Annotated in this window: 23 protein-coding genes, 2 tRNA genes and 1 rRNA gene; 7 read left to right on the top strand and 19 right to left on the bottom strand. The window is 39.9% G+C overall.

Annotated features, from left to right (window positions below; genetic code table 11):
* Positions 1-312: 312 nt before the first annotated feature.
* Complete coding sequence (locus tag JK635_RS14860) at positions 313-1,425, top strand: GntR family transcriptional regulator (protein WP_202654789.1); 1,113 nt, start codon at positions 313-315, stop codon at positions 1,423-1,425.
* Positions 1,426-1,485: 60 nt separating this feature from the next.
* Here the strand turns inward: JK635_RS14860 and JK635_RS14855 are convergent, their stop codons facing one another.
* The 4 genes from JK635_RS14855 to JK635_RS14840 form a co-directional block, all read right to left on the bottom strand.
* Positions 1,486-1,677: a hypothetical protein gene (locus JK635_RS14855; RefSeq protein ID WP_202654734.1), complete on the bottom strand. Its 192-nt coding sequence runs from the start codon at positions 1,675-1,677 to the stop codon at positions 1,486-1,488.
* Positions 1,678-1,812: 135 nt separating this feature from the next.
* Complete coding sequence (locus JK635_RS14850; RefSeq protein WP_202654733.1) at positions 1,813-2,121, bottom strand: nucleotidyltransferase domain-containing protein; 309 nt, start codon at positions 2,119-2,121, stop codon at positions 1,813-1,815.
* Positions 2,122-2,126: 5 nt separating this feature from the next.
* Positions 2,127-2,525, bottom strand: a complete 399-nt coding sequence (locus JK635_RS14845) for a nucleotidyltransferase substrate binding protein (protein ID WP_202654732.1) — start codon at positions 2,523-2,525, stop codon at positions 2,127-2,129.
* A gap of 226 nt (positions 2,526-2,751) precedes the next feature.
* Positions 2,752-3,888, bottom strand: coding sequence for an SEC-C metal-binding domain-containing protein (locus tag JK635_RS14840; RefSeq protein WP_202654731.1), 1,137 nt, complete (start codon positions 3,886-3,888; stop codon positions 2,752-2,754).
* Between the two features lie 338 nt (positions 3,889-4,226).
* On the opposite strand from JK635_RS14840, the gene JK635_RS14835 reads away from it, so the two are divergent.
* The 3 genes from JK635_RS14835 to JK635_RS14825 are packed head-to-tail and all read left to right on the top strand — an operon-like array spanning position 4,227 to position 5,324.
* A complete protein-coding gene (locus JK635_RS14835) occupies positions 4,227-4,664 on the top strand; it encodes a GNAT family N-acetyltransferase (protein WP_202654730.1) in 438 nt (145 codons plus the stop codon).
* A gap of 35 nt (positions 4,665-4,699) precedes the next feature.
* The gene (locus JK635_RS14830; RefSeq protein WP_202654729.1) at positions 4,700-5,092 is read left to right on the top strand and encodes a tetratricopeptide repeat protein; all 393 of its coding nucleotides are present in this window, start codon (positions 4,700-4,702) and stop codon (positions 5,090-5,092) included.
* A complete protein-coding gene (locus tag JK635_RS14825; RefSeq protein WP_202654728.1) occupies positions 5,073-5,324 on the top strand; it encodes a tyrosine-type recombinase/integrase in 252 nt (83 codons plus the stop codon). Before JK635_RS14830 ends, JK635_RS14825 begins: the two co-directional genes overlap by 20 nt.
* A 116-nt stretch (positions 5,325-5,440) precedes the next feature.
* Here JK635_RS14825 and JK635_RS14820 read toward each other — a convergent pair whose 3' ends face one another.
* From JK635_RS14820 to groES, 4 genes are all read right to left on the bottom strand, one after another.
* Positions 5,441-5,827 carry a retropepsin-like aspartic protease gene (locus tag JK635_RS14820; RefSeq protein WP_202654727.1) on the bottom strand — a complete coding sequence of 129 codons (387 nt, stop codon included), beginning with the start codon at positions 5,825-5,827 and terminating at the stop codon, positions 5,441-5,443.
* Positions 5,824-6,081 carry a hypothetical protein gene (locus JK635_RS14815; RefSeq protein WP_202654726.1) on the bottom strand — a complete coding sequence of 86 codons (258 nt, stop codon included), beginning with the start codon at positions 6,079-6,081 and terminating at the stop codon, positions 5,824-5,826. Before JK635_RS14815 ends, JK635_RS14820 begins: the two co-directional genes overlap by 4 nt.
* 286 nt (positions 6,082-6,367) lie before the next feature.
* Positions 6,368-7,993, bottom strand: a complete 1,626-nt coding sequence (gene groL, locus JK635_RS14810; RefSeq protein WP_202654725.1) for a chaperonin GroEL — start codon at positions 7,991-7,993, stop codon at positions 6,368-6,370.
* A gap of 49 nt (positions 7,994-8,042) precedes the next feature.
* Entirely contained in the window at positions 8,043-8,327 is a 285-nt protein-coding gene (groES, locus tag JK635_RS14805; RefSeq protein ID WP_202654724.1) for a co-chaperone GroES, read from the bottom strand.
* Between the two features lie 361 nt (positions 8,328-8,688).
* Between groES and JK635_RS14800 the strand changes: the two genes are divergently transcribed.
* Together JK635_RS14800 and JK635_RS14795 are read left to right on the top strand one after the other, a co-directional pair.
* Positions 8,689-9,408 carry a CPBP family intramembrane glutamic endopeptidase gene (locus JK635_RS14800; RefSeq protein WP_202654723.1) on the top strand — a complete coding sequence of 240 codons (720 nt, stop codon included), beginning with the start codon at positions 8,689-8,691 and terminating at the stop codon, positions 9,406-9,408.
* Complete coding sequence (locus JK635_RS14795) at positions 9,405-9,605, top strand: YdiK family protein (protein ID WP_202654722.1); 201 nt, start codon at positions 9,405-9,407, stop codon at positions 9,603-9,605. Before JK635_RS14800 ends, JK635_RS14795 begins: the two co-directional genes overlap by 4 nt.
* A gap of 129 nt (positions 9,606-9,734) precedes the next feature.
* On the opposite strand, the gene JK635_RS14790 is transcribed toward JK635_RS14795, so the two are convergent.
* From JK635_RS14790 to moaC, 4 genes are all read right to left on the bottom strand, one after another.
* Positions 9,735-10,313: a cytoplasmic protein gene (locus JK635_RS14790; protein WP_202654721.1), complete on the bottom strand. Its 579-nt coding sequence runs from the start codon at positions 10,311-10,313 to the stop codon at positions 9,735-9,737.
* Positions 10,314-10,318: 5 nt separating this feature from the next.
* Positions 10,319-10,942, bottom strand: a complete 624-nt coding sequence (locus tag JK635_RS14785; protein WP_202654720.1) for a YhbD family protein — start codon at positions 10,940-10,942, stop codon at positions 10,319-10,321.
* Positions 10,943-11,235: 293 nt separating this feature from the next.
* On the bottom strand, positions 11,236-11,892 hold the full coding sequence (locus tag JK635_RS14780; protein ID WP_202654719.1) for a redox-sensing transcriptional repressor Rex: 657 nt from the start codon (positions 11,890-11,892) through the stop codon (positions 11,236-11,238).
* Positions 11,893-11,937: 45 nt separating this feature from the next.
* Positions 11,938-12,432, bottom strand: a complete 495-nt coding sequence (gene moaC, locus JK635_RS14775; RefSeq protein ID WP_202654718.1) for a cyclic pyranopterin monophosphate synthase MoaC — start codon at positions 12,430-12,432, stop codon at positions 11,938-11,940.
* Positions 12,433-12,591: 159 nt separating this feature from the next.
* On the opposite strand from moaC, the gene JK635_RS14770 reads away from it, so the two are divergent.
* Positions 12,592-14,511: an ABC-F family ATP-binding cassette domain-containing protein gene (locus JK635_RS14770; RefSeq protein WP_202654717.1), complete on the top strand. Its 1,920-nt coding sequence runs from the start codon at positions 12,592-12,594 to the stop codon at positions 14,509-14,511.
* A gap of 472 nt (positions 14,512-14,983) precedes the next feature.
* Here JK635_RS14770 and tsaD read toward each other — a convergent pair whose 3' ends face one another.
* From tsaD to rrf, 7 genes are all read right to left on the bottom strand, one after another.
* Positions 14,984-16,000, bottom strand: coding sequence for a tRNA (adenosine(37)-N6)-threonylcarbamoyltransferase complex transferase subunit TsaD (gene tsaD, locus JK635_RS14765; RefSeq protein WP_202654716.1), 1,017 nt, complete (start codon positions 15,998-16,000; stop codon positions 14,984-14,986).
* On the bottom strand, positions 15,997-16,446 hold the full coding sequence (gene rimI / locus JK635_RS14760) for a ribosomal protein S18-alanine N-acetyltransferase (RefSeq protein ID WP_202654715.1): 450 nt from the start codon (positions 16,444-16,446) through the stop codon (positions 15,997-15,999). The genes tsaD and rimI overlap by 4 nt, the downstream gene beginning before the upstream one ends.
* A 10-nt stretch (positions 16,447-16,456) precedes the next feature.
* Entirely contained in the window at positions 16,457-17,164 is a 708-nt protein-coding gene (gene tsaB / locus JK635_RS14755; protein ID WP_202654714.1) for a tRNA (adenosine(37)-N6)-threonylcarbamoyltransferase complex dimerization subunit type 1 TsaB, read from the bottom strand.
* Positions 17,161-17,616 carry a tRNA (adenosine(37)-N6)-threonylcarbamoyltransferase complex ATPase subunit type 1 TsaE gene (gene tsaE / locus JK635_RS14750; RefSeq protein WP_202654713.1) on the bottom strand — a complete coding sequence of 152 codons (456 nt, stop codon included), beginning with the start codon at positions 17,614-17,616 and terminating at the stop codon, positions 17,161-17,163. Before tsaE ends, tsaB begins: the two co-directional genes overlap by 4 nt.
* 166 nt (positions 17,617-17,782) lie before the next feature.
* Positions 17,783-17,859: transfer RNA gene (locus tag JK635_RS14745), tRNA-Asp, on the bottom strand.
* Positions 17,860-17,862: 3 nt separating this feature from the next.
* Positions 17,863-17,936: transfer RNA gene (locus JK635_RS14740), tRNA-Met, on the bottom strand.
* A gap of 169 nt (positions 17,937-18,105) precedes the next feature.
* A 5S ribosomal RNA gene (gene rrf / locus JK635_RS14735) occupies positions 18,106-18,222 on the bottom strand.
* Positions 18,223-18,232: the final 10 nt, after the last annotated feature.

The following is an 18,232-nucleotide window of genomic DNA, read 5'->3' as shown; positions in this document are numbered from 1 at the left end:
TTTCCTTTTCACTTAACTTTAACACCCTTAGTATATTTTCTGTACGTACATATGTCAATAATATTATTATATGTACATACAAATGTCACAGATATAATTTAACCCTTTACTCTCATAAGGTTGATTTTAAAAGGAATCATGTGACAAAAGAAAAAAGTGGGGTAAAAAAAGGAAATGGTCCCTGGGGTTGGAAATTTGTATGGAAATAAGGGTTATTATTTTAATTTATTTAAAGTCATGGTACAATATATCCATACAAATATTTTATGTGATGAAATTAGAACGCGAACAACTATGAAAGGAGTGAATTGCATGAAACCTAAGTATCAGATCATAATTGATGATATAAAAAGTAAAATTCTCTCAGGAGATTATAGCATAGGAGGACAAATACCTACCGAGTCTGCTCTTCAAGAAAAGTACAAGGTTAGCCGTCACACTGTTCGTAAGGCCATTTTGGAACTATCAAAAGAGGGATTCTTAAGAAGTGAAAAGGGATCCGGCACATATGTCAGCAACCAATATCAATTAAAAGCAGGAGGAAGTTCTAATAAAAAAACAATTGGTGTCATCACGACCTACATTTCTGATTACATTTTCCCTTCCATTATTAGGGGAATTGAAGGGAGATTGAATGAAGATAATTATTCGTTACTATTAGCCAGTACAAATAATAATGTTGAACAAGAAAAAAAAGCTTTGGAGATGATGCTGGCATTTGGTGTGGATGGTTTGATTGTGGAACCCACGAAAAGCAATTTATACAATCCCAATATTGCTTACTATCTATCGTTCAAAGAACAGGATGTGCCATTCATTATGATCAACGCTTATTATGAGGAATTAGATGTTCCTTTTCTTTGTCTCGATGACGTACAGTCCAGCTATATTGCAACAAAAGAATTAATTTCGAAAGGGCATTCTCAAATTGGACTCATTTCAAAAAAAGATGATTTGCAAGGAAAATATCGAATGAAGGGGTATATAAAAGCGCTTGGGGAAGCCAAATTACGATTTCAACCAGAGTATATACTTTCTTATGATACAGAGACGAAGCGAGACCTATCCACTAACTTGAAGGAGTTCCTAAATCAAAATAGAGCCGTGTTGACTGCCATTGTTTGCTACAACGACGAGGTTGCGTTGGAAGTGGCAAATGTATGCAGACAACTTAATATTTCCATTCCGGAACAATTGTCAATTATTGGTCAAGACAATTCCTATATTGCCAAAAATGCTCATATCAAACTTACGACATTGACGCATCCGCAAGAACAAATGGGACGTGATGCAGCTGATTGGATTATCAAGAAATTACAGGGGAGAAAGGATTTACCAAACGAATACTATTATCAACCAGCTTTAATTGAAGGCGAAACCGTAATAGAGTTAGAGGTACAACCATCTGGTGTGATCGATGAATAAAGAAAAAGGCTGGACCCTAAAAAATCGTTTTTAACGACCTTTTGGGTCAGCCTCTTTTAATCAAACTAATTTATTTAAAGAATCCTTCATAAGTGAGTATGATTCACTACTAATAGCTTCAGGGAAACGATGGACTAATTTTTCCAAATAATTTAAGACTTCTTTAACAAAAGCATGTTTAAATTCCATTAACCCTATTGATTCTTTCCAAGCTTGCTTTTCATCATATTCATCAAAGTTCGTAATAATCAATTCATCTTTCTCTCTCTCAAACCAATATGATTCGGCATTATCATATGCCTCTATATGACGTTTCGCATCTAACCTTGCTCAATGTGACTTAAAACGTGCTGCCAGACTTTTTAGCTCAGATATAGTTGTGTTTACCTATTCTTTTCTTTGATAAATGACTTGACCAACACTTTCAATATGTTCGCGTAATTTCGGATTCGAAATCTCGTCATAAATTAGAATATCAAAGAAATAAGGAAGCGGATATTCTTCATTTAAAAGATCATAGAGACCGTATAATGTTTTCCTAGTTACATCTTCACCAATAATGGCGATATCCACATCAGATCCCTTTTTATAATTTCCCATTGCCCTACTTCCAAAAAGCACTGCTTTCTCCACTTCTTTAAAACTAGAAAAAGCTTTAAGTAAAAATTCCAAATCCCGCTCTAATAAACCAAACATTTGCATCATCCCTCTAACAGTTTTTGATATATAGCTTTCAGAGCTGGGTAATAAAGCTTCCTGATATCTCCTATCAGCTTTTCCGCCACAGCTTCATCATATGTGTGAGAGGTTAAATTCCTGCTTGAAAGAGCATCAATCCAAACATGACCATCCTCTAATAATCCTATCTGAAAAGCCAGCTTAATCGTGTCTCTTGGGCTTTTCACTTCATATCCTTGTGCCTCTAAATAATCTTTAAGTACCTTCCAAGCTAATTCAAACGTCATTTCAAAAAATTGAATGATTCCTGCCCGTTCTAATTCCGTTTGAATCTCTTGCTGTGAATATTTTTCTAATAGCTTAAATGACTTTTCAAAGTTTTCAAATCGCTGTTTCCAGCGTATTTCCTTCAATGGGTCCATCGTTCACTACCTCCATTTCATTAACATCAAACTGTGTTTTAAAGACCATAAATTGTGAAAGATATTCTGCAATATTAACTTCATGTATAATATCCTTTTGTCCGTCCCACTAAGAAAATATTGACTTTTGGAACAAAACATCTTTGATTTTGCCTACATTTTTTTGGTCTGCCTCTTCTCAACTTTCCAAAAGCAAAAACTTTTAGCATTTTTTACGTCTAGATTTTCAATTCCCACAACATTTCTTAAATTTTTTCCCGCTCCCACATGGACAAGGGTCATTTCTGCCAACCTTTTGACCAGTTTGGAAACTAATGACCTCTCTTTTTTTATTGGGCAAGAGCCGTAATGCGTTCTTCTCCTGCTTGAATAGCTCTTCTGAAGTATATCCCTTTAAATACCATTGCCTCGTATTATTCATAAGAAGAACAAGAGCATCCATTAGTCTCTGGACAGCTTCTAAACTTTCGAATGTCAGTTGCGTCTGCAAATATTGAAGAAGCTGACTAGGCTGATGACCTAATTTCACGTGGATAACAAAATCCTCAACAAGCTCCGTCGCCTCTTGTTTTGGCATCCGATACTCCTGCGTAAATAGCGACACAAGTTGAGAATAACCCTTTGGATGCTCCACAAAGTCCGTTTCACCTGCTTCAAGCAGCTGTTTCTTCGTGAATGGATAGTAGTCCAGGTTCTTTCTAGATGCCTGCTCCTCTAAAACAACTAAAGGGTCTAGCACTTCCCAGTAAGAATAGCCGTACCTGTCAATGTAAATTTCCTGGTAGTATTCCATCGCATCAAAAATAGCATAATTGAAGGCAAGGTAATCTGGGCGAATGGGCATATATTTCTCAACCAAATCCACTAGCTTGTCATGCGGCACTGTTCCATAATAATAGAGTAATCCGCGGGTGATCTTAATCCATTCCGTATTCCGCAAAACATTCGCAAGTATCGTTTCGTCTTGAACGATCTCTCCTAGAGAAGGCAATAATTCCAAAGGAATCATAACGATCGGATCACCATTCCGAAACCCAGTAAACATAAAACCAGTTTTATGGAAATACTCCATCTCCTCGATTTCTACATTTTTTGCACTAATCACTCCATTATTAGCTATGATATTTTTTATTAAAAACAATCGTCGCTCATCGAATCCGCTGATAATAATTCTTAGAAGAAACGGGATTGCCTCCGCCAAATATTCAATTAACTCCGCCTTTTTCAAGGAGCTTATATTTTTAATTTGCTGTTTTTTTCGGATGTCTTGAAGATCTGCCATTTTTAATGTGGATAGTCCTTCCTTTAATGAAGCTATTCCTATGATTTTATTCGTTTGATTTTTGTTTTTATTTACTACCATTTTATACTCCCTTCACACAGAGTCCACCCCTGACAACATCAAAAGCCACAGTAACTCCTTACTGGTCATCTTTTTCATTTCATATTTATTTTTTCCATTGTATCACGCATACGCTTAAATTAAACACATGAAACTGGGTCAACTACTTTTTAAGGGGCTTTCTAATTAGTCCAATTAACTTAAAATAAGGGGTCAGTCCCCCTTTAATCTTTAACAATATGGCGCCTATGAAGGGCGTTCTTTTGAATTGGACATTTTGGTTGAGTAAGATTGCGGAATATATTGTCTAGAATATTGTACAATATTGGTAATGAATATTGAAAGGACTGATAAAATTAATGGATATTCGAAAACCTACCGATTCGGAACTTAAAAAGATTTTGACACTTTCTCCAGAAGCAATTTTTGATGGTACATTAGGTGAAGTAAGACCTACTAATGAAAAAGTCGAACAACTAGTTAAACCATTACTGAATAAGGGAAGCTATTACTTAATAGCAGCAGAAGGAGATAAATTAATGGGCTGGATTCTTTTAGGGGAAAGTAAAGACCAGTTCACCGATAAATTGAATGGGTTTATTTATGAACTATTTGTTATAGAAGAATTCAGAGGACATGGAATTTCTAGACGTTTAATGAAATCAGCGATTGACCATTTAAAGCAAGATGGATACTCTGAAGTACGTCTAAGTGCTTTTGCAGGAAACAAAGCTATTAAATTATACGAGAAACTGGGCTTTACTGTTAGAACAGTTTCTATGAGTTTGCCTTTATGATTAAAACTATTAACTTTTAGACAGGAGTTGGAAATATGAAAGAGAAGTTGGAGTTTGCATTGAAGCTCAGGTCTGAAGGAGAATTGGAGAAATCAAAATTGCTTTTCCTTGAACTAGTCCACGATCATCCAATGAACGCTGAAATTAATTTTCAATGCGGTCAAACTCATGATGCTATGGGGTTAGAAGAGAAGGCACTTGTTTTTTACGAAAGGGCTATACAGATAGGGTTACCAGATGAGCTTTTAAAAGATGCGTATGTATGTTTAGGCAGTACGTATAAAGTATTAGGTTATAATCAAAAATCCCTAGATGTACTTACTAAAGGACAGTATTTATTCCCAGATTATCATCCCTTAAAGATTTTTAAGTCTCTTACTTTATATAGTTTAAATATTAAAGACACTAATGAAATTTGTGCGAAATAGAATGGCTAGGTTATTAAAGCTTAGTGAGTTAAATCCAACACTTACTCCACACTCCTTTCGCCATACTCACACTTTTCTTCTTGCACAGGCAGGAATAGCTATAGATGAGATTATGGATCGGTTAGGCCAGGACGATTTAATAACTAGAAGAATTTATCTTCAGGGAACAGAGTATAGAAGAAAAAATGCCTCTGACCAATTTAGCGCTTTAATTCGCAGCTACAGAAAGTAATAAACTTGAAAGCAATAATTGTTTTCAAGTACATAGACCCACAAAATGTTACTGTTGTGTAAACGAAATCCTTAAATGGAATAAGGACAAAATAAAATGTCTCCTAACAAGAGGACCTACTTTATAGATATGGTAAGTCTTTGCAAGTCAATAATAAGGCCGACTTCCTTCATGAAATTGTATCCGATAATACCATCAATCTCAAGACCGTAATCCATTGAACCCAATTCAACATTGAAGTTTTGGATTGCTATTTCATCATGAATAGAGATTTGATCTATATTTTTTATATAAACAAACTCAAGTCCAACGACTCCTTGAATGGTTTGTGTTACATCATTCGCTTCTGGTTTTACCCCTATTTCTTCAAGTTTATTCACATTAAAGATGGTTCCAGCAGAGCCAGTATCAAGTAAAACATTTTCTAATTTCAAGCTTTGACCACGAAATGTTACAGTAGCCTCTATAAATGGTAACTCTGATAGTTCTTTTATCTTAATCATATTTTTCTAAGTCCTGTCCATTTTTTCTCGCGTATCTCGAGATCTTCTCTAGAAGTATGGAAAAAATAAAGTTCACGGTTGGGCTTTTGCTTGTGTAATTCATGATGCCGACGGAATGCGTCCATTGAGTCATCAAAAGAATCTATTACAGCTATATCATCTACTATCCGAAACTTACTCTCCGAGTGCGCTGCAATGGCTTCAATGACAACCCATTTATCCGGATATGCTTTTCGAACTTGTTCCCATAACATTTAATACTCCCCCTTTGCGAATAATAACTTCTTATTTCCATTTTATCAGAAATTCTACTCATATACCTCAGGCAGGTGTCTCTCTCGAACAAATCATGGATCGGCTGGGTCATACCGACGACCAAGTTACAAAGAATGTTTATCTCCACGTAACCCAAGAAATGAAAAAAGAAGCCTCTCAAAAGTTCGGTGAACTCATGAGAAGCCTCCGTTAATTTCCTCTATGTTAGCAAACCACTCTTATCTTACCAACAAATCCTTATTTTTCAAGGGTTCGAGGGGCAGATTACATCATGCCGCCCATGCCGCCCATGTCAGGCATTGCAGGGCCTGCAGCTGGTGGTTCTGGCTTGTCAGCAACTACTGCTTCAGTGGTTAAGAACATAGCAGCAACTGATGCAGCGTTTTGCAGTGCAGAACGGGTAACCTTAGTTGGGTCAACGATACCAGCATCGATCATGTTTACCCATTCGCCAGTAGCTGCGTTGAAGCCTACGCCAACTTCTTCATGCTTTAAGCGCTCAACGATGACGGAACCTTCAAGGCCAGCGTTTTGTGCAATTGTGCGGATTGGTTCTTCCATTGCACGAAGAACGATCTTGATACCAGTAGCTTCGTCACCATCTGCTTCGAGTTCAGCCACTTTGCTGTATACATTTAGAAGAGCAACGCCACCACCGGATACGATACCTTCTTCAACAGCAGCGCGAGTAGCGTTTAGAGCGTCTTCGATGCGAAGTTTGCGTTCTTTTAATTCTGTTTCAGTGGCAGCACCAACTTTGATAACGGCTACACCGCCAGCTAATTTAGCTAAGCGCTCTTGTAATTTTTCCTTGTCAAATTCAGAAGTAGTTTCTTCTAATTGAACGCGGATTTGGTTGACACGAGCTTGGATGTCTTCAGTAGAACCTGCACCTTCAACGATCGTTGTGTTTTCTTTTGTAACCACAACTTTAGAAGCACGACCTAGAGCATCAATTGTTGTTGATTTAAGGTCACGGCCAAGCTCTTCGGTAATCACTTGACCACCAGTTAATGCAGCAATATCTTCAAGCATTGCTTTACGACGATCGCCAAAGCCAGGAGCCTTAACAGCAACAGCATTGAATGTTCCACGAAGTTTGTTTACGACTAGCGTAGCAAGTGCTTCACCTTCTACATCCTCAGCAATCAACAATAATGGCTTGCCTTGTTGGACCACTTGCTCAAGTACAGGCAGGATTTCTTGAATGCTGGAAATCTTCTTATCTGTAATTAAGATGTATGGATTTTCTAATTCAGCTTCCATTTTGTCAGTATTTGTTACCATGTATGGGGAAGCGTAGCCACGGTCAAATTGCATACCTTCTACAACATCCAATTCAGTTGTGAAGCCTTTAGATTCTTCAATCGTGATAACACCGTCGTTACCAACGCGCTCCATGGCTTCCGCGATTAATTCACCAACTTCTTTGTCATCAGAAGAAATTGCAGCAACTTGGGCAATGGATTCTTTGCCTTCGATTTGTTTTGAAATAGCTTTTAATTCTGTAACCGCAGTGGCAACTGCTTTTTCGATCCCTTTACGGATGCCCATTGGGTTTGCACCGGCAGTTACGTTCTTTAAGCCTTCGCGAATCATTGCTTGTGCAAGAACGGTTGCAGTAGTTGTACCGTCACCGGCAACATCATTTGTTTTGCTGGCTACTTCGGCAACAAGCTTTGCACCCATGTTTTCGAATGCATCTTCAAGTTCAATTTCTTTCGCGATTGTTACACCGTCGTTAGTGATAAGCGGTGAACCGAATTTTTTCTCAAGAACCACGTTGCGTCCTTTAGGTCCAAGAGTTACTTTTACTGCATCTGCAAGTGTATCAACACCGCGTAGCATCGCGCGGCGAGCGTCTTCACTAAATTTAATCTCTTTAGCCATTGTTCAAAAACCTCCTCATATGTTTAAAAAGTTTACTGATTTTTTCTTATTAGTCGATGATAGCCAAGATGTCACTTTCACGTAAAATTAAGTATTCAGTACCTTCGTACTTGACTTCAGTACCGGCGTATTTTGAGAAGATAATCCGATCGCCCTCAGAAACTTCAAGTGCTACGCGTTCTCCATTGTCAAGAACACGGCCAGTACCTACAGCTACCACTTTTCCTTCCTGCGGCTTTTCTTTTGCTGAATCCGGTAATACGATACCGCTGGCAGTTTTTTCTTCAGTTTCGACTTGTTGGATGATAATGCGATCACCTAATGGTTTTAACACTTAAAACAACCTCCTCAAATATGTGTTTTCAGTCAATTATTAGCACTCGACATCAATGAGTGCTAACACAATTATTATAATAATGAATCTAAAAGTCTTTTGCAAGTCTGATGCACAAAATTTTAAAGAAAAATATGAGTGTTTTTTCGTGAACCGTATTTTAATTGATGAACTATACAGCCCCAAAAATCTAACCAATCAAATCCTTTTTTCCACCTTATAAAGTATGGTAAATTCCTCCTTTTCTATACATAAAAATTATCCAAGAGTTCTCAAAATTGAATGGGATGATTTTTAAAGGTAAAATAGTACAGAGTGATGCAAAAAACGTGATTTAGGAATAATAAAGGAGACTATATTTTTGAAGAAGGAATATTGGATTATCTTAATTGTATATATCGCGATGCAGTTTTCGGGCATCATTGGAATGCCTTTGCTTGTCAGGGGATTGAAGATCGACCGGGTTATGGCGCTGCCTATTTGGCTCATCATCAGCTTTACCCTTGCGCTGATCATTATTTTATTTATTTTAAGAAAAGACAGCCATGCTCGTGGTCCAAAGGGGACAGGCCAAGGCAGTTCTATTGGTCACTCGATAATATGGGCGGTTTCTGGCTTTTTCCTGGCACTGTTTTCGCAATATGCCGCTGCGATTATTGAGCAACTGCTGGGGATTCATATGGGGTCCGAAAATACGCAGCAAATCCTGAACATCATCGATATTTTTCCACTGGCAATGATTGTAACAAGCATCATTGGCCCGATTTTAGAGGAAATTGTCTTTCGCAAAATTATCTTTGGCAGTCTTTATCGGCGTTTTAATTTTATTATTTCAGCACTTATCAGCTCGGTTATCTTTGCTTTGGCGCATATGGAGCCTGAGCATATTATCCTTTATTCGGCAATGGGCCTGACGTTTGCGTTCCTATATGTTAAAACCAATCGGATTATCGTGCCAATCTTTGCACATGTAATGATGAACACTTTGGTTGTATTAGTCCAAACTGTTTATCGCGATGATATTGAAAGATTGCAGCGTGATCTTGAGTCCATTCAAAACTTTATCGGAGGATTTTTATGAGACGTTCACCTTTGTTTTCCGGCCTGATTTATTTTTTATTAGGCGCCCTTTTCACCTACTTTGCCATTACGGAAGTACAGACCAACGGCTGGGGCTTTTTCAGCTATCTATTAGTCATTTTGGCTACCTTCGATATTGGGTCAGGATTAAAAATGATCACCTTTCACTTCAAATTCAGGGATCAATTGAAAAAATAAGTATCATGTCAAGCACCAAGAAATGTGGAAGCAACCGTTAAGCAGCGTATCACCAAGGGCCGCTCCTTAACGCAGGTAGGAGCGGGTCGGCCATTTGTTGCTCGACGCTCGAGCTGGACATATGAAAAATTACTTGGTGCCTGACACCGTTTTGACTGTTGAGTCAGGGTCTTGTTGAAAGTCCGTCCTGTATTCAACCGTTCCAATGATACAGCCTGGGCCAATTTTTATTTTATTGCCTCTGACAATGTCCGCTGTTGTATTTTCCAGGTAAATGTCATCGCCTTCGATTACTTTGGTCTGTAGTGATCCAGTCTCTTTTCCGAACGGGAACAACGAGTTTTTCTTCCGTTTCACAGTAATTTTCCCGCCGCCGATTTCTTCAGCATTACTGCTTCCGAACCTTAAGGCAATATTAATAGTTTCAGCGGTTAATAGGCCTTTAATCTCAAAGCCGCCGCTTGAATGGAATGACTCATATTTGACCTTAATCGTTTGGTAGCCAATTTCCTTAGCTGTACACTCACCATAAATTTGAATCTCAATATGCTCTGCGTTTAACAAACCACCAATGATAAATTGTGATTCTGCTTTAAAAATTTCCGTTTCACAGTCCTTGGCCACCTTCAAGATGCCCTTGACCCTTACTTCTTCAGCTTTTACTCTGCCGCCAATCGCCGCATGACCCGATATTTCCAGTTTTTTCACGACATTTAAAATAATTTTGCCTTTAGTTCCTCTATGCAGGTTAACAGCGAGAGCTTGGCAACTACCTTTGTCCCAGACTCAAAATGAAAACTTTCAGCATTAATCAGCAGCAAACAGGAGGACACCCCCAGCTTTCTCGTGATGACGATTTCCCCATGTTTTTGTTCAATTAGCGGGCGGTTTAGCTTTAAAAGCTGAAGCAGCATTTTTCCTTCGTCTAAATTGATCTCCCCTGATTGCAGCAGTTTTTCCAATACATTTGCCTCAAGAATCCTCGAAAAATCAAACTGAAAATGGCCACTCTCACTTTCTTGGTAAATATTCATAACCGTCTCTGAAACAATGTTACGTTTTATAAGTTCATCCTTTGTTAAAATAATTTCCGTTACATTTGGTGATAACAGATCTGCCAATTCATCCAGCGACAAATTCTCCTTCATTGTTTGAATTTTTTCAATCCGTTCCAATATCCTTTCCTTGGGAAAAAAGGTTTCTTGACCTGTAAATGTTGATTTACGGATAAACCATTCCTCTGGTATAAGATCCTTCCGTTTCCAGCGGTATAACTGCCCATACGAAATTCCGGTTAAACTCAATAAGTCCTTTTTGGAAATTAACTCCTCGCTCATTTTCGATAACCCCTTTCTATTTTACAGTGTAACATAACATTGTTACGCTATAAAATTTTATTTTCTGTTTTTTGGAAAATAGGGCTGATTGCCAATTATCCCGCACAGCTATCACCAAATCATCGTCCCCTTCCGGACAGCTTCAAACTACGATCCTCCCTTTTTGTCTTTTCTGCTATCCCATCAATAAATAAACGCATGGCCTCATGTACCTGTTGCAGTGCCTGACACCATGCTTTCACTTAGACAATTAAAAAAAGCTTCCCTGATCATCATCAGAAAAGCTTTTTCTCCTATTCTTCGGTTTCGTCGACATTCGGATAATGCTTCAAAAAGTACACCAGTGATTGCAGTTCAACTGCGAGGTCAATGTGATGTACGCGAATCGATTTGGCGACATTTAATCTTGCCGGGGTAAAGTTCAGGATCCCCTTTACATTCGTGTTGCCAAGACGGTCCGTAATCAATTGGGCAACCTGAGCCGGTACTGTTAAAATAACCACCGAAATCTCTTCTTCGTTTAAATGTTTTTCTAAATCATCCATCGCAAAAACTGGAACATCACCAATTAATGTTCCAACCTTTCCAGGGTCAACATCGAAGGCGCAGGTGATTTTGGTATTATTATTTTTCATAAAATTATAATTTAAAAAGGCAGTTCCTAAATTACCCACACCAATTAGGGCTACTTTCGTTAATTCATCCTGGTCCAGAGTTTTCCGAAAAAAGGATAATAAATAATTTACATTATAGCCATATCCTTTTTTCCCGAGGGCACCAAAATAGGAAAAATCCCTGCGAATTGTAGCTGAATCAACCTTCACTGCTTCACTTAACTCTGCTGACGACACCCTTTGTTTACCAGAAGAATGCAGATTTTTTAAAAACCGATAATATAACGGTAGCCGCTTTGCTGTTGCCTGTGGAATCTTCGTCGTTTCATTCGACATTCTCTCCTTCACCCCGCTTCAAGTATTAGCTCCATTGCTGCATGTTCAAATCAGGTCGGTTCTTTTATAGTCACCACTTTTACCGCCGGTTTTTTCCACTAAATAAGTTGGTCCGATTACCATACCCTTATCCACTGCTTTACACATGTCATAGACCGTTAAAGCACACGCAGAGGCTGCTGTTAACGCTTCCATCTCAACTCCCGTGCTACCGATTGTTTTCACAGATACGGCAATATGTAACTGGTATTGTTTTAATTGAATTTGCTCCCAGGAAAAACTAATATTTATCCCTGTTAACGGAATAGGGTGGCACATCGGAATGATCTCCCAGGTTTTCTTGGCCGCCATTACCGCAGCAACTTGAGCAACTGCCAAGACATCGCCTTTTTTCATTTCATGATGCGTTATTTTTTGGTAAATTTCTTCACTTACGGTAATACTGGAATGAGCAAAAGCAGTGCGGACTGTTTTCGGCTTATTGCTGACGTCCACCATCTTTGCTCTTCCTTCTTCATTAAAATGAGTAAACTCAGCCATTATAAATACCTCCTCCCAAATGATACTATATTTTTTTGTCGATGTGTGTGAAACTTTGAACTAACGGTATATTTTTTTATCCAATTACGGCTTTTTTGCTCGTATTGCCGCCCTTTCGGGAATAAGGTACACTATTTGTAAGTATAGAGGTGAATGAACATGATTTTACTGCAAGTTAATCAATTACAAAAATATTATGGTGCTGACCTTATTTTATCGAATATAAAGCTAGAATTACAAACTCGGGACCGCGTCGCCCTCGTCGGCCGTAACGGGGCAGGTAAATCGACATTATTGAAAATTATTGCTGGACATCTGTCTTATGATGGCGGCGTGATCATCAAGCCGAAAGAGGTAACAATCGGCTATTTAGCCCAGAATACCGGTTTGGAATCCAATTTATCCATCTGGGAGGAAATGTTGAGTGTCTTCGAAGCACTTCGAAAGATGGAAAAATCTTTACGCAAGCTTGAGGAGCAAATGGCTGATCCTGATATTTTTAACCATCAGGCAAAGTACGAACGAATTATTCATGAATATGACCATTTACAGATCCAGTTTAAAGAACTTGGCGGCTATCAATTTGAAGCGGATATTCGCTCCGTGCTGCATGGACTCAATTTTCATGACCATTCATTGATGATCTCAAGCCTCAGTGGCGGTCAAAAAACACGGCTTGCGTTAGGTAAGTTACTGCTGACGAAACCGGACATTTTAATATTGGACGAGCCCACCAACCATCTGGATATCGAAACGCTCTCCTGGCTTGAACAATATTTACAAGGGTATGATGGGGCCATTTTAATTGTTTCGCACGACCGCTATTTCTTGGACAAAGTGGTCACTCAGGTGTACGAATTATCGCGCAACCGCATCCAACGGTTTAGCGGCAATTATAGTGCTTATTTAGAACAGAAGGCAGCCAATTTTGAACGTGACATGAAGCTATATGAAAAACAGCAGCAAGAAATCGCTGCCCTGCAAGATTTTATCCAGCGCAATATCGCCCGGGCGACAACGACGAAACGGGCGCAAAGCCGGAGGAAAAGGCTAGAGAAAATGGAAGTTATCGACCGTCCGTTAGGTGATGAAAAGTCTGCCAATTTTTCATTTGACATTGAAAAGCAAAGTGGCAACGATGTATTAGCGGTAAATTCCCTTGCAGTCGGTTATGATGGCGAGAAAGTATCGGAGAACATTTCTTTCCGCGTATTTAGGGGTGACAGCATTGCTTTGGTCGGCCCAAACGGCATCGGTAAGTCCACTCTGCTTAAGACGATTATTAAAAAGCTAAAACCGCTTGGCGGAGAAATTTTATATGGGTCCAATTTATTGATTGGTTATTATGACCAGGAGCAGGCAAACTTGACTTCCAACAAACGGGTCTTAAACGAACTTTGGGATGAATACCCACTTAAACCAGAAAAGGAAATCCGCACTGTGCTTGGAAATTTTCTTTTTTCCGGTGATGATGTATTAAAAAATGTCTCATCGCTGAGCGGTGGTGAAAAAGCACGGCTGGCCTTAGCAAAGCTGATGATGGAAAAAGCCAATCTGCTAATCTTGGATGAACCAACAAACCATCTTGATCTTGATAGCAAAGAAGTCCTTGAAAATGCCTTAATCGACTATCCAGGGACACTTTTATTTGTTTCCCATGACAGATATTTTATCAATCGGATTGCAACGAAGGTGATTGAGCTGAGCCACGAGGGGAGCACTGAGTTTCTTGGAGATTATGATTATTACGTCGAGAAGAAATTGGAACAGGAAGAACTCGCTGCTATTGAGCTTGCCTCTCTCGAGAAAAAGGCTGCCGCTGCTGACCGTTCAGAAAAAGTAAGTTATCAACAAGATAAGGAAAGTAAGAAGCTGGAACGTCAGCGGAAACGCAAGCTGGAAGAAATTGAACAGCGAATTGAAGAATTGGAAGCGCAAATTCAAGAGTATGAACAGCTTTTATGCGATCCTGAGATTTTTCAGGATCATCAAAAGGTAATGGAGATTACCCAAAGCAATAAAAAGACAAAGGCCCAGCTTGATCAGTTAATGGATGAATGGGCTGAGCTGGCGGAATAACTTATCTATTTGACGGCTGCCGAACCCGCCTTTTCTGGTATGGCAGCTTTTTTTAATGATAAAAAATTATGCTGTAACCTTCAAAATATCTTTTCCACAATTTTATCCACATGAAGAATAGCTAACTCATAAACATGATTTAACTTTTCCACATTATCCACAAAAATATCTGTTTTTATCCACATTATCCACAATTATTGAATGAATTACCCACAATTGGATTATTACATAAGCGACTTATCCACATTTTTTATGTTTTTCTCCAATTTAATCAATCGTTTAATTAAGGGCACATTAGCCAGTTTTAATTAAACGATTGGTTAAATGAAAACTCGTCGACTGGCGAGTCCTTAAGGACGAAGGCAGAGGCGTAGTTGAATTTATGCGACATAAGGAGGTATAAAATTTAGGAAAATTTTATACCTCCTTATTAGCTAAAAAAATAACCCTCCAAAAAAAGGAGGGCCCAGTTTTAATTAAATATCTCAATTTCAAGTCCAGGAATCGCATTAAGAGACAAATCCGCTCTGACTCCTTTTTCAAACATTACACTGCCGGCTGCCGCAATCATGGCAGCATTATCGGTGCAAAATGATAACGGCGGTATCACTAATTCCACATCCAAGCCGGAAAAGGCTTCCTCTAAAGCACTTCTAAGACCTTTGTTTGCGGCCACCCCACCGGCTACTAACACCTGTTTTACTCCATATTCCGCAACGGCATCGACGGTTTTTTTCACTAAGACATCGACTACACTTGCCTGAAAGCTCGCAGCTAAATCCTCTGGGGCAATCGCTTCACCGCGCTGCTCAGCATTGTGGACAGTGTTAATAACAGCTGATTTTAACCCGCTGAAGCTAAAGTCATAAGAGCCTTCAAGCCAGGGCCGTGGCAAATCAATCACCGGGCTGCCTTCGTGAGCCAAACGATCAATATGCGGACCCCCAGGATACGGCATATTTAATACCCTGGCTACCTTGTCATAGGCCTCGCCGGCAGCGTCATCGCGCGTTTCCCCAATCACCTCAAAATGACCATGTTCCTTCATATAGACCAGCTCTGTATGTCCCCCTGAGACGACCAGGGCTAAGAGTGGAAACTGCAGTTCTGTTACCAGCCGATTGGCATAAATATGCCCGGCAATATGATGGACTGGCACAAGCGGTTTTTGATGCGCAAAGGCCAGCGCTTTCGCCGCATTAACCCCTATTAAGAGAGCACCTACCAAACCCGGGCCTTCAGTAACAGCAATTGCATCAATTTCTGACATTGTGACATTTGCCTGCTTAAGCGCCGCTTCGATCACAATCGTTATTTGTTCAACATGATGTCTGGAGGCAATCTCCGGGACAACCCCTCCAAAGCGTTTATGGCTTTCAATTTGCGATGCTACAACGTTCGCGATAATTTCGCGGCCATTCTTTGTAATCGCCGCTGCCGTTTCATCGCAGCTTGTTTCAATTCCTAAAATTAACAAATCCTTTTTCATACGTTCACCCACATTACTAAGGCGTCTTCTTGATTATCCGAATAATAATTTTTCCGAATGCCGCCATTTTGGAATCCCATTTTTCGATACAGCGATTGAGCGATATGATTCGTCACCCTCACTTCCAGTGTCATTGTCCGGACTCCTTTAAGACGGGCAAGTTCCATTAAATAGCGCATCATCGCGTCACCAAGTTTTTTTCCGCGATATTCCGGGAGGATGGCAACATTCGTCACATGTGCTTCATCCACAATCATCCATGCTCCGCAGTAACCAACTACCCTTTTGTCATGTTCAATGACAATGTAAACCGCAAATTGGTTATTGTGTAATTCATTATAAAAAGCCTCCCTGCTCCACGGCAGCGTGAAAGAAGCATGTTCCACCTCTAAAACCTGGTCAATATCATCTTCTCGCATATAGCGAAATACATATGAATCGTCCATTTCTCATTTCCTATCCATTTAAAGTTTTTCCTTGTTTCTCCAGCCACTTTGCTTCGGCCTCCGCTAAGCGAATATAGTTAGGCACAAAAGTATGCACATCCTCACCCGGCTTATCTTTTCCTAACCATGCTAGCTCAGCAGGACGGGGATTTTGTTCAGTTGGATTTGCAAAAATCGCCTTTGACCCCAATCTTTCTTCAAATACCTTGCGATGAAGCGGCACATCATTACCGACAAACAAAACAGCTTGGCCTAGTTGCGCTAATTTGGGTGCCCAATCTACAGCCATTGCTAACTGATCTGGTTCAACGGTGGTAAGTCTACCATTTTCAAAACGGTACAACCCTGTATAGACTTGTCCCCTTCTAGCGTCAAATATAGGTGACACATAGCCTTCAAAGCGTCTTGCCGGCGCGGCTGCCAATACCTCCAGGCTGGAAATGCCGACAAGAGGAATATTTAACGACCACGCTAATGTTTTCGCAATGGTTACGCCAATTCTTACTCCAGTATAAGAGCCTGGACCCTTGGCGACCACAATTTTTGTCAAATCTGTCGGCTGCTTTTCACAATCCTCCATGAGTGTCTGAATCGCCGGCATGATCCGAATGGAGTGATTCTTTTTTAAATTGGTAATATATTCACCAATTACTTGATCTTCCTGTAAAAGCGCTACCCCCAACGGATTATTGGAAGTATCGATCGCTAAAATCGTCATTGAAAAATCTCCTTACATAATTGCTCATATCTTCGGCCTTTGGGAATGAGGACGATGGTTCGCTGTTCGCCTTCATGATGATATAAATAAACCGTTAACAGCTCATTAGGCAGCTGCTCTTTGATGACATGGGCCCATTCCACTACAGTGACACCATGACCTTCAAAGTATTCATCAAATCCCAAATCCTCCAATGAATCTTCTACCCGATAGACATCCATATGATATAAAGGGAGCCTCCCCTGATACTCTTTTATAATGGTAAAAGTGGGGCTGTTAACAGTCCTCTTAATATCCAAACCTTTAGCAATACCTTTTGTAAAAGTAGTTTTGCCTGCCCCTAAATCGCCTTCAAGGGCAATCACATCACCCGGCTGCAAATGGGCGGCAATTCTTTCTGCAAATTCACTGGTTTCCTCTGAATTATTTGTTTTTAGTTCATACTGGGCCATCTAATCACCTATTTTACTGTAAAAAATCTTTATCTTCATTTTACCTTATTTTTATACAAAAAAACCTTAGGATGTTTCCTAAGGGAACGTATTTGATATGTAGTCTTTTAGTTAGCGAACATAAAAAAAGCCGAAACATCGTTTCGTGCTGACTATTTTTTGAAGATGGCGGTCTGGACGGGACTCGAACCCGCGACCTCCTGCGTGACAGGCAGGCATTCTAACCAGCTGAACTACCAGACCAGATTGCGGGGGCAGGATTTGAACCTGCGACCTTCGGGTTATGAGCCCGACGAGCTACCGGACTGCTCCACCCCGCGATAATAATAAGATATAAAATTTTCCTATGCCCCATGCATAAGGACTGTCCCTTCCTCTACCAGCTTATTCAGAGGAGCTAATGCGTCGGGACAACTCGGAGTTTATTCATTGAAGCAACGCTCGTTGCTCCACCCCGCGATAATAGAAAAATATTGTTTTATTAAAACAGCCCGGCAGCGTCCTACTCTCACAGGGGCGCGTGCCCCAACTACCATCGGCGCTGAGAAGCTTAACTTCCGTGTTCGGTATGGGAACGGGTGTGACCTTCTCGCCATCACCGCCGGACTATTTAATT

The organism is Neobacillus paridis, from assembly GCF_016765675.1.
GTDB classification, from domain to species: domain Bacteria; phylum Bacillota; class Bacilli; order Bacillales; family Cytobacillaceae; genus Neobacillus; species Neobacillus paridis.
The sequence above is the reverse complement of the archived record's forward strand: the minus strand, read 5'-3'. Positions and strand labels throughout refer to the sequence as shown.

Bases quoted from the DNA above. Each gene is read 5' to 3' on its own strand.
- JK635_RS14860 (WP_202654789.1), top strand. From the start codon at position 313: ATGAAACCTAAGTATCAGATCATAATTGATGATATAAAAAGTAAAATT.
- JK635_RS14850 (WP_202654733.1), bottom strand. From the start codon at position 2,121: ATGTTTGGTTTATTAGAGCGGGATTTGGAATTTTTACTTAAAGCTTTT.
- JK635_RS14845 (WP_202654732.1), bottom strand. From the start codon at position 2,525: ATGGACCCATTGAAGGAAATACGCTGGAAACAGCGATTTGAAAACTTT.
- JK635_RS14840 (WP_202654731.1), bottom strand. From the start codon at position 3,888: ATGGTAGTAAATAAAAACAAAAATCAAACGAATAAAATCATAGGAATA.
- JK635_RS14835 (WP_202654730.1), top strand. From the start codon at position 4,227: ATGGATATTCGAAAACCTACCGATTCGGAACTTAAAAAGATTTTGACA.
- JK635_RS14830 (WP_202654729.1), top strand. From the start codon at position 4,700: ATGAAAGAGAAGTTGGAGTTTGCATTGAAGCTCAGGTCTGAAGGAGAA.
- JK635_RS14825 (WP_202654728.1), top strand. From the start codon at position 5,073: ATGAAATTTGTGCGAAATAGAATGGCTAGGTTATTAAAGCTTAGTGAG.
- JK635_RS14820 (WP_202654727.1), bottom strand. From the start codon at position 5,827: ATGATTAAGATAAAAGAACTATCAGAGTTACCATTTATAGAGGCTACT.
- JK635_RS14815 (WP_202654726.1), bottom strand. From the start codon at position 6,081: ATGTTATGGGAACAAGTTCGAAAAGCATATCCGGATAAATGGGTTGTC.
- groL (WP_202654725.1), bottom strand. From the start codon at position 7,993: ATGGCTAAAGAGATTAAATTTAGTGAAGACGCTCGCCGCGCGATGCTA.
- JK635_RS14795 (WP_202654722.1), top strand. From the start codon at position 9,405: ATGAGACGTTCACCTTTGTTTTCCGGCCTGATTTATTTTTTATTAGGC.
- JK635_RS14785 (WP_202654720.1), bottom strand. From the start codon at position 10,942: ATGAGCGAGGAGTTAATTTCCAAAAAGGACTTATTGAGTTTAACCGGA.
- JK635_RS14780 (WP_202654719.1), bottom strand. From the start codon at position 11,892: ATGTCGAATGAAACGACGAAGATTCCACAGGCAACAGCAAAGCGGCTA.
- moaC (WP_202654718.1), bottom strand. From the start codon at position 12,432: ATGGCTGAGTTTACTCATTTTAATGAAGAAGGAAGAGCAAAGATGGTG.
- JK635_RS14770 (WP_202654717.1), top strand. From the start codon at position 12,592: ATGATTTTACTGCAAGTTAATCAATTACAAAAATATTATGGTGCTGAC.
- tsaD (WP_202654716.1), bottom strand. From the start codon at position 16,000: ATGAAAAAGGATTTGTTAATTTTAGGAATTGAAACAAGCTGCGATGAA.
- rimI (WP_202654715.1), bottom strand. From the start codon at position 16,446: ATGGACGATTCATATGTATTTCGCTATATGCGAGAAGATGATATTGAC.
- tsaB (WP_202654714.1), bottom strand. From the start codon at position 17,164: ATGACGATTTTAGCGATCGATACTTCCAATAATCCGTTGGGGGTAGCG.
- tsaE (WP_202654713.1), bottom strand. From the start codon at position 17,616: ATGGCCCAGTATGAACTAAAAACAAATAATTCAGAGGAAACCAGTGAA.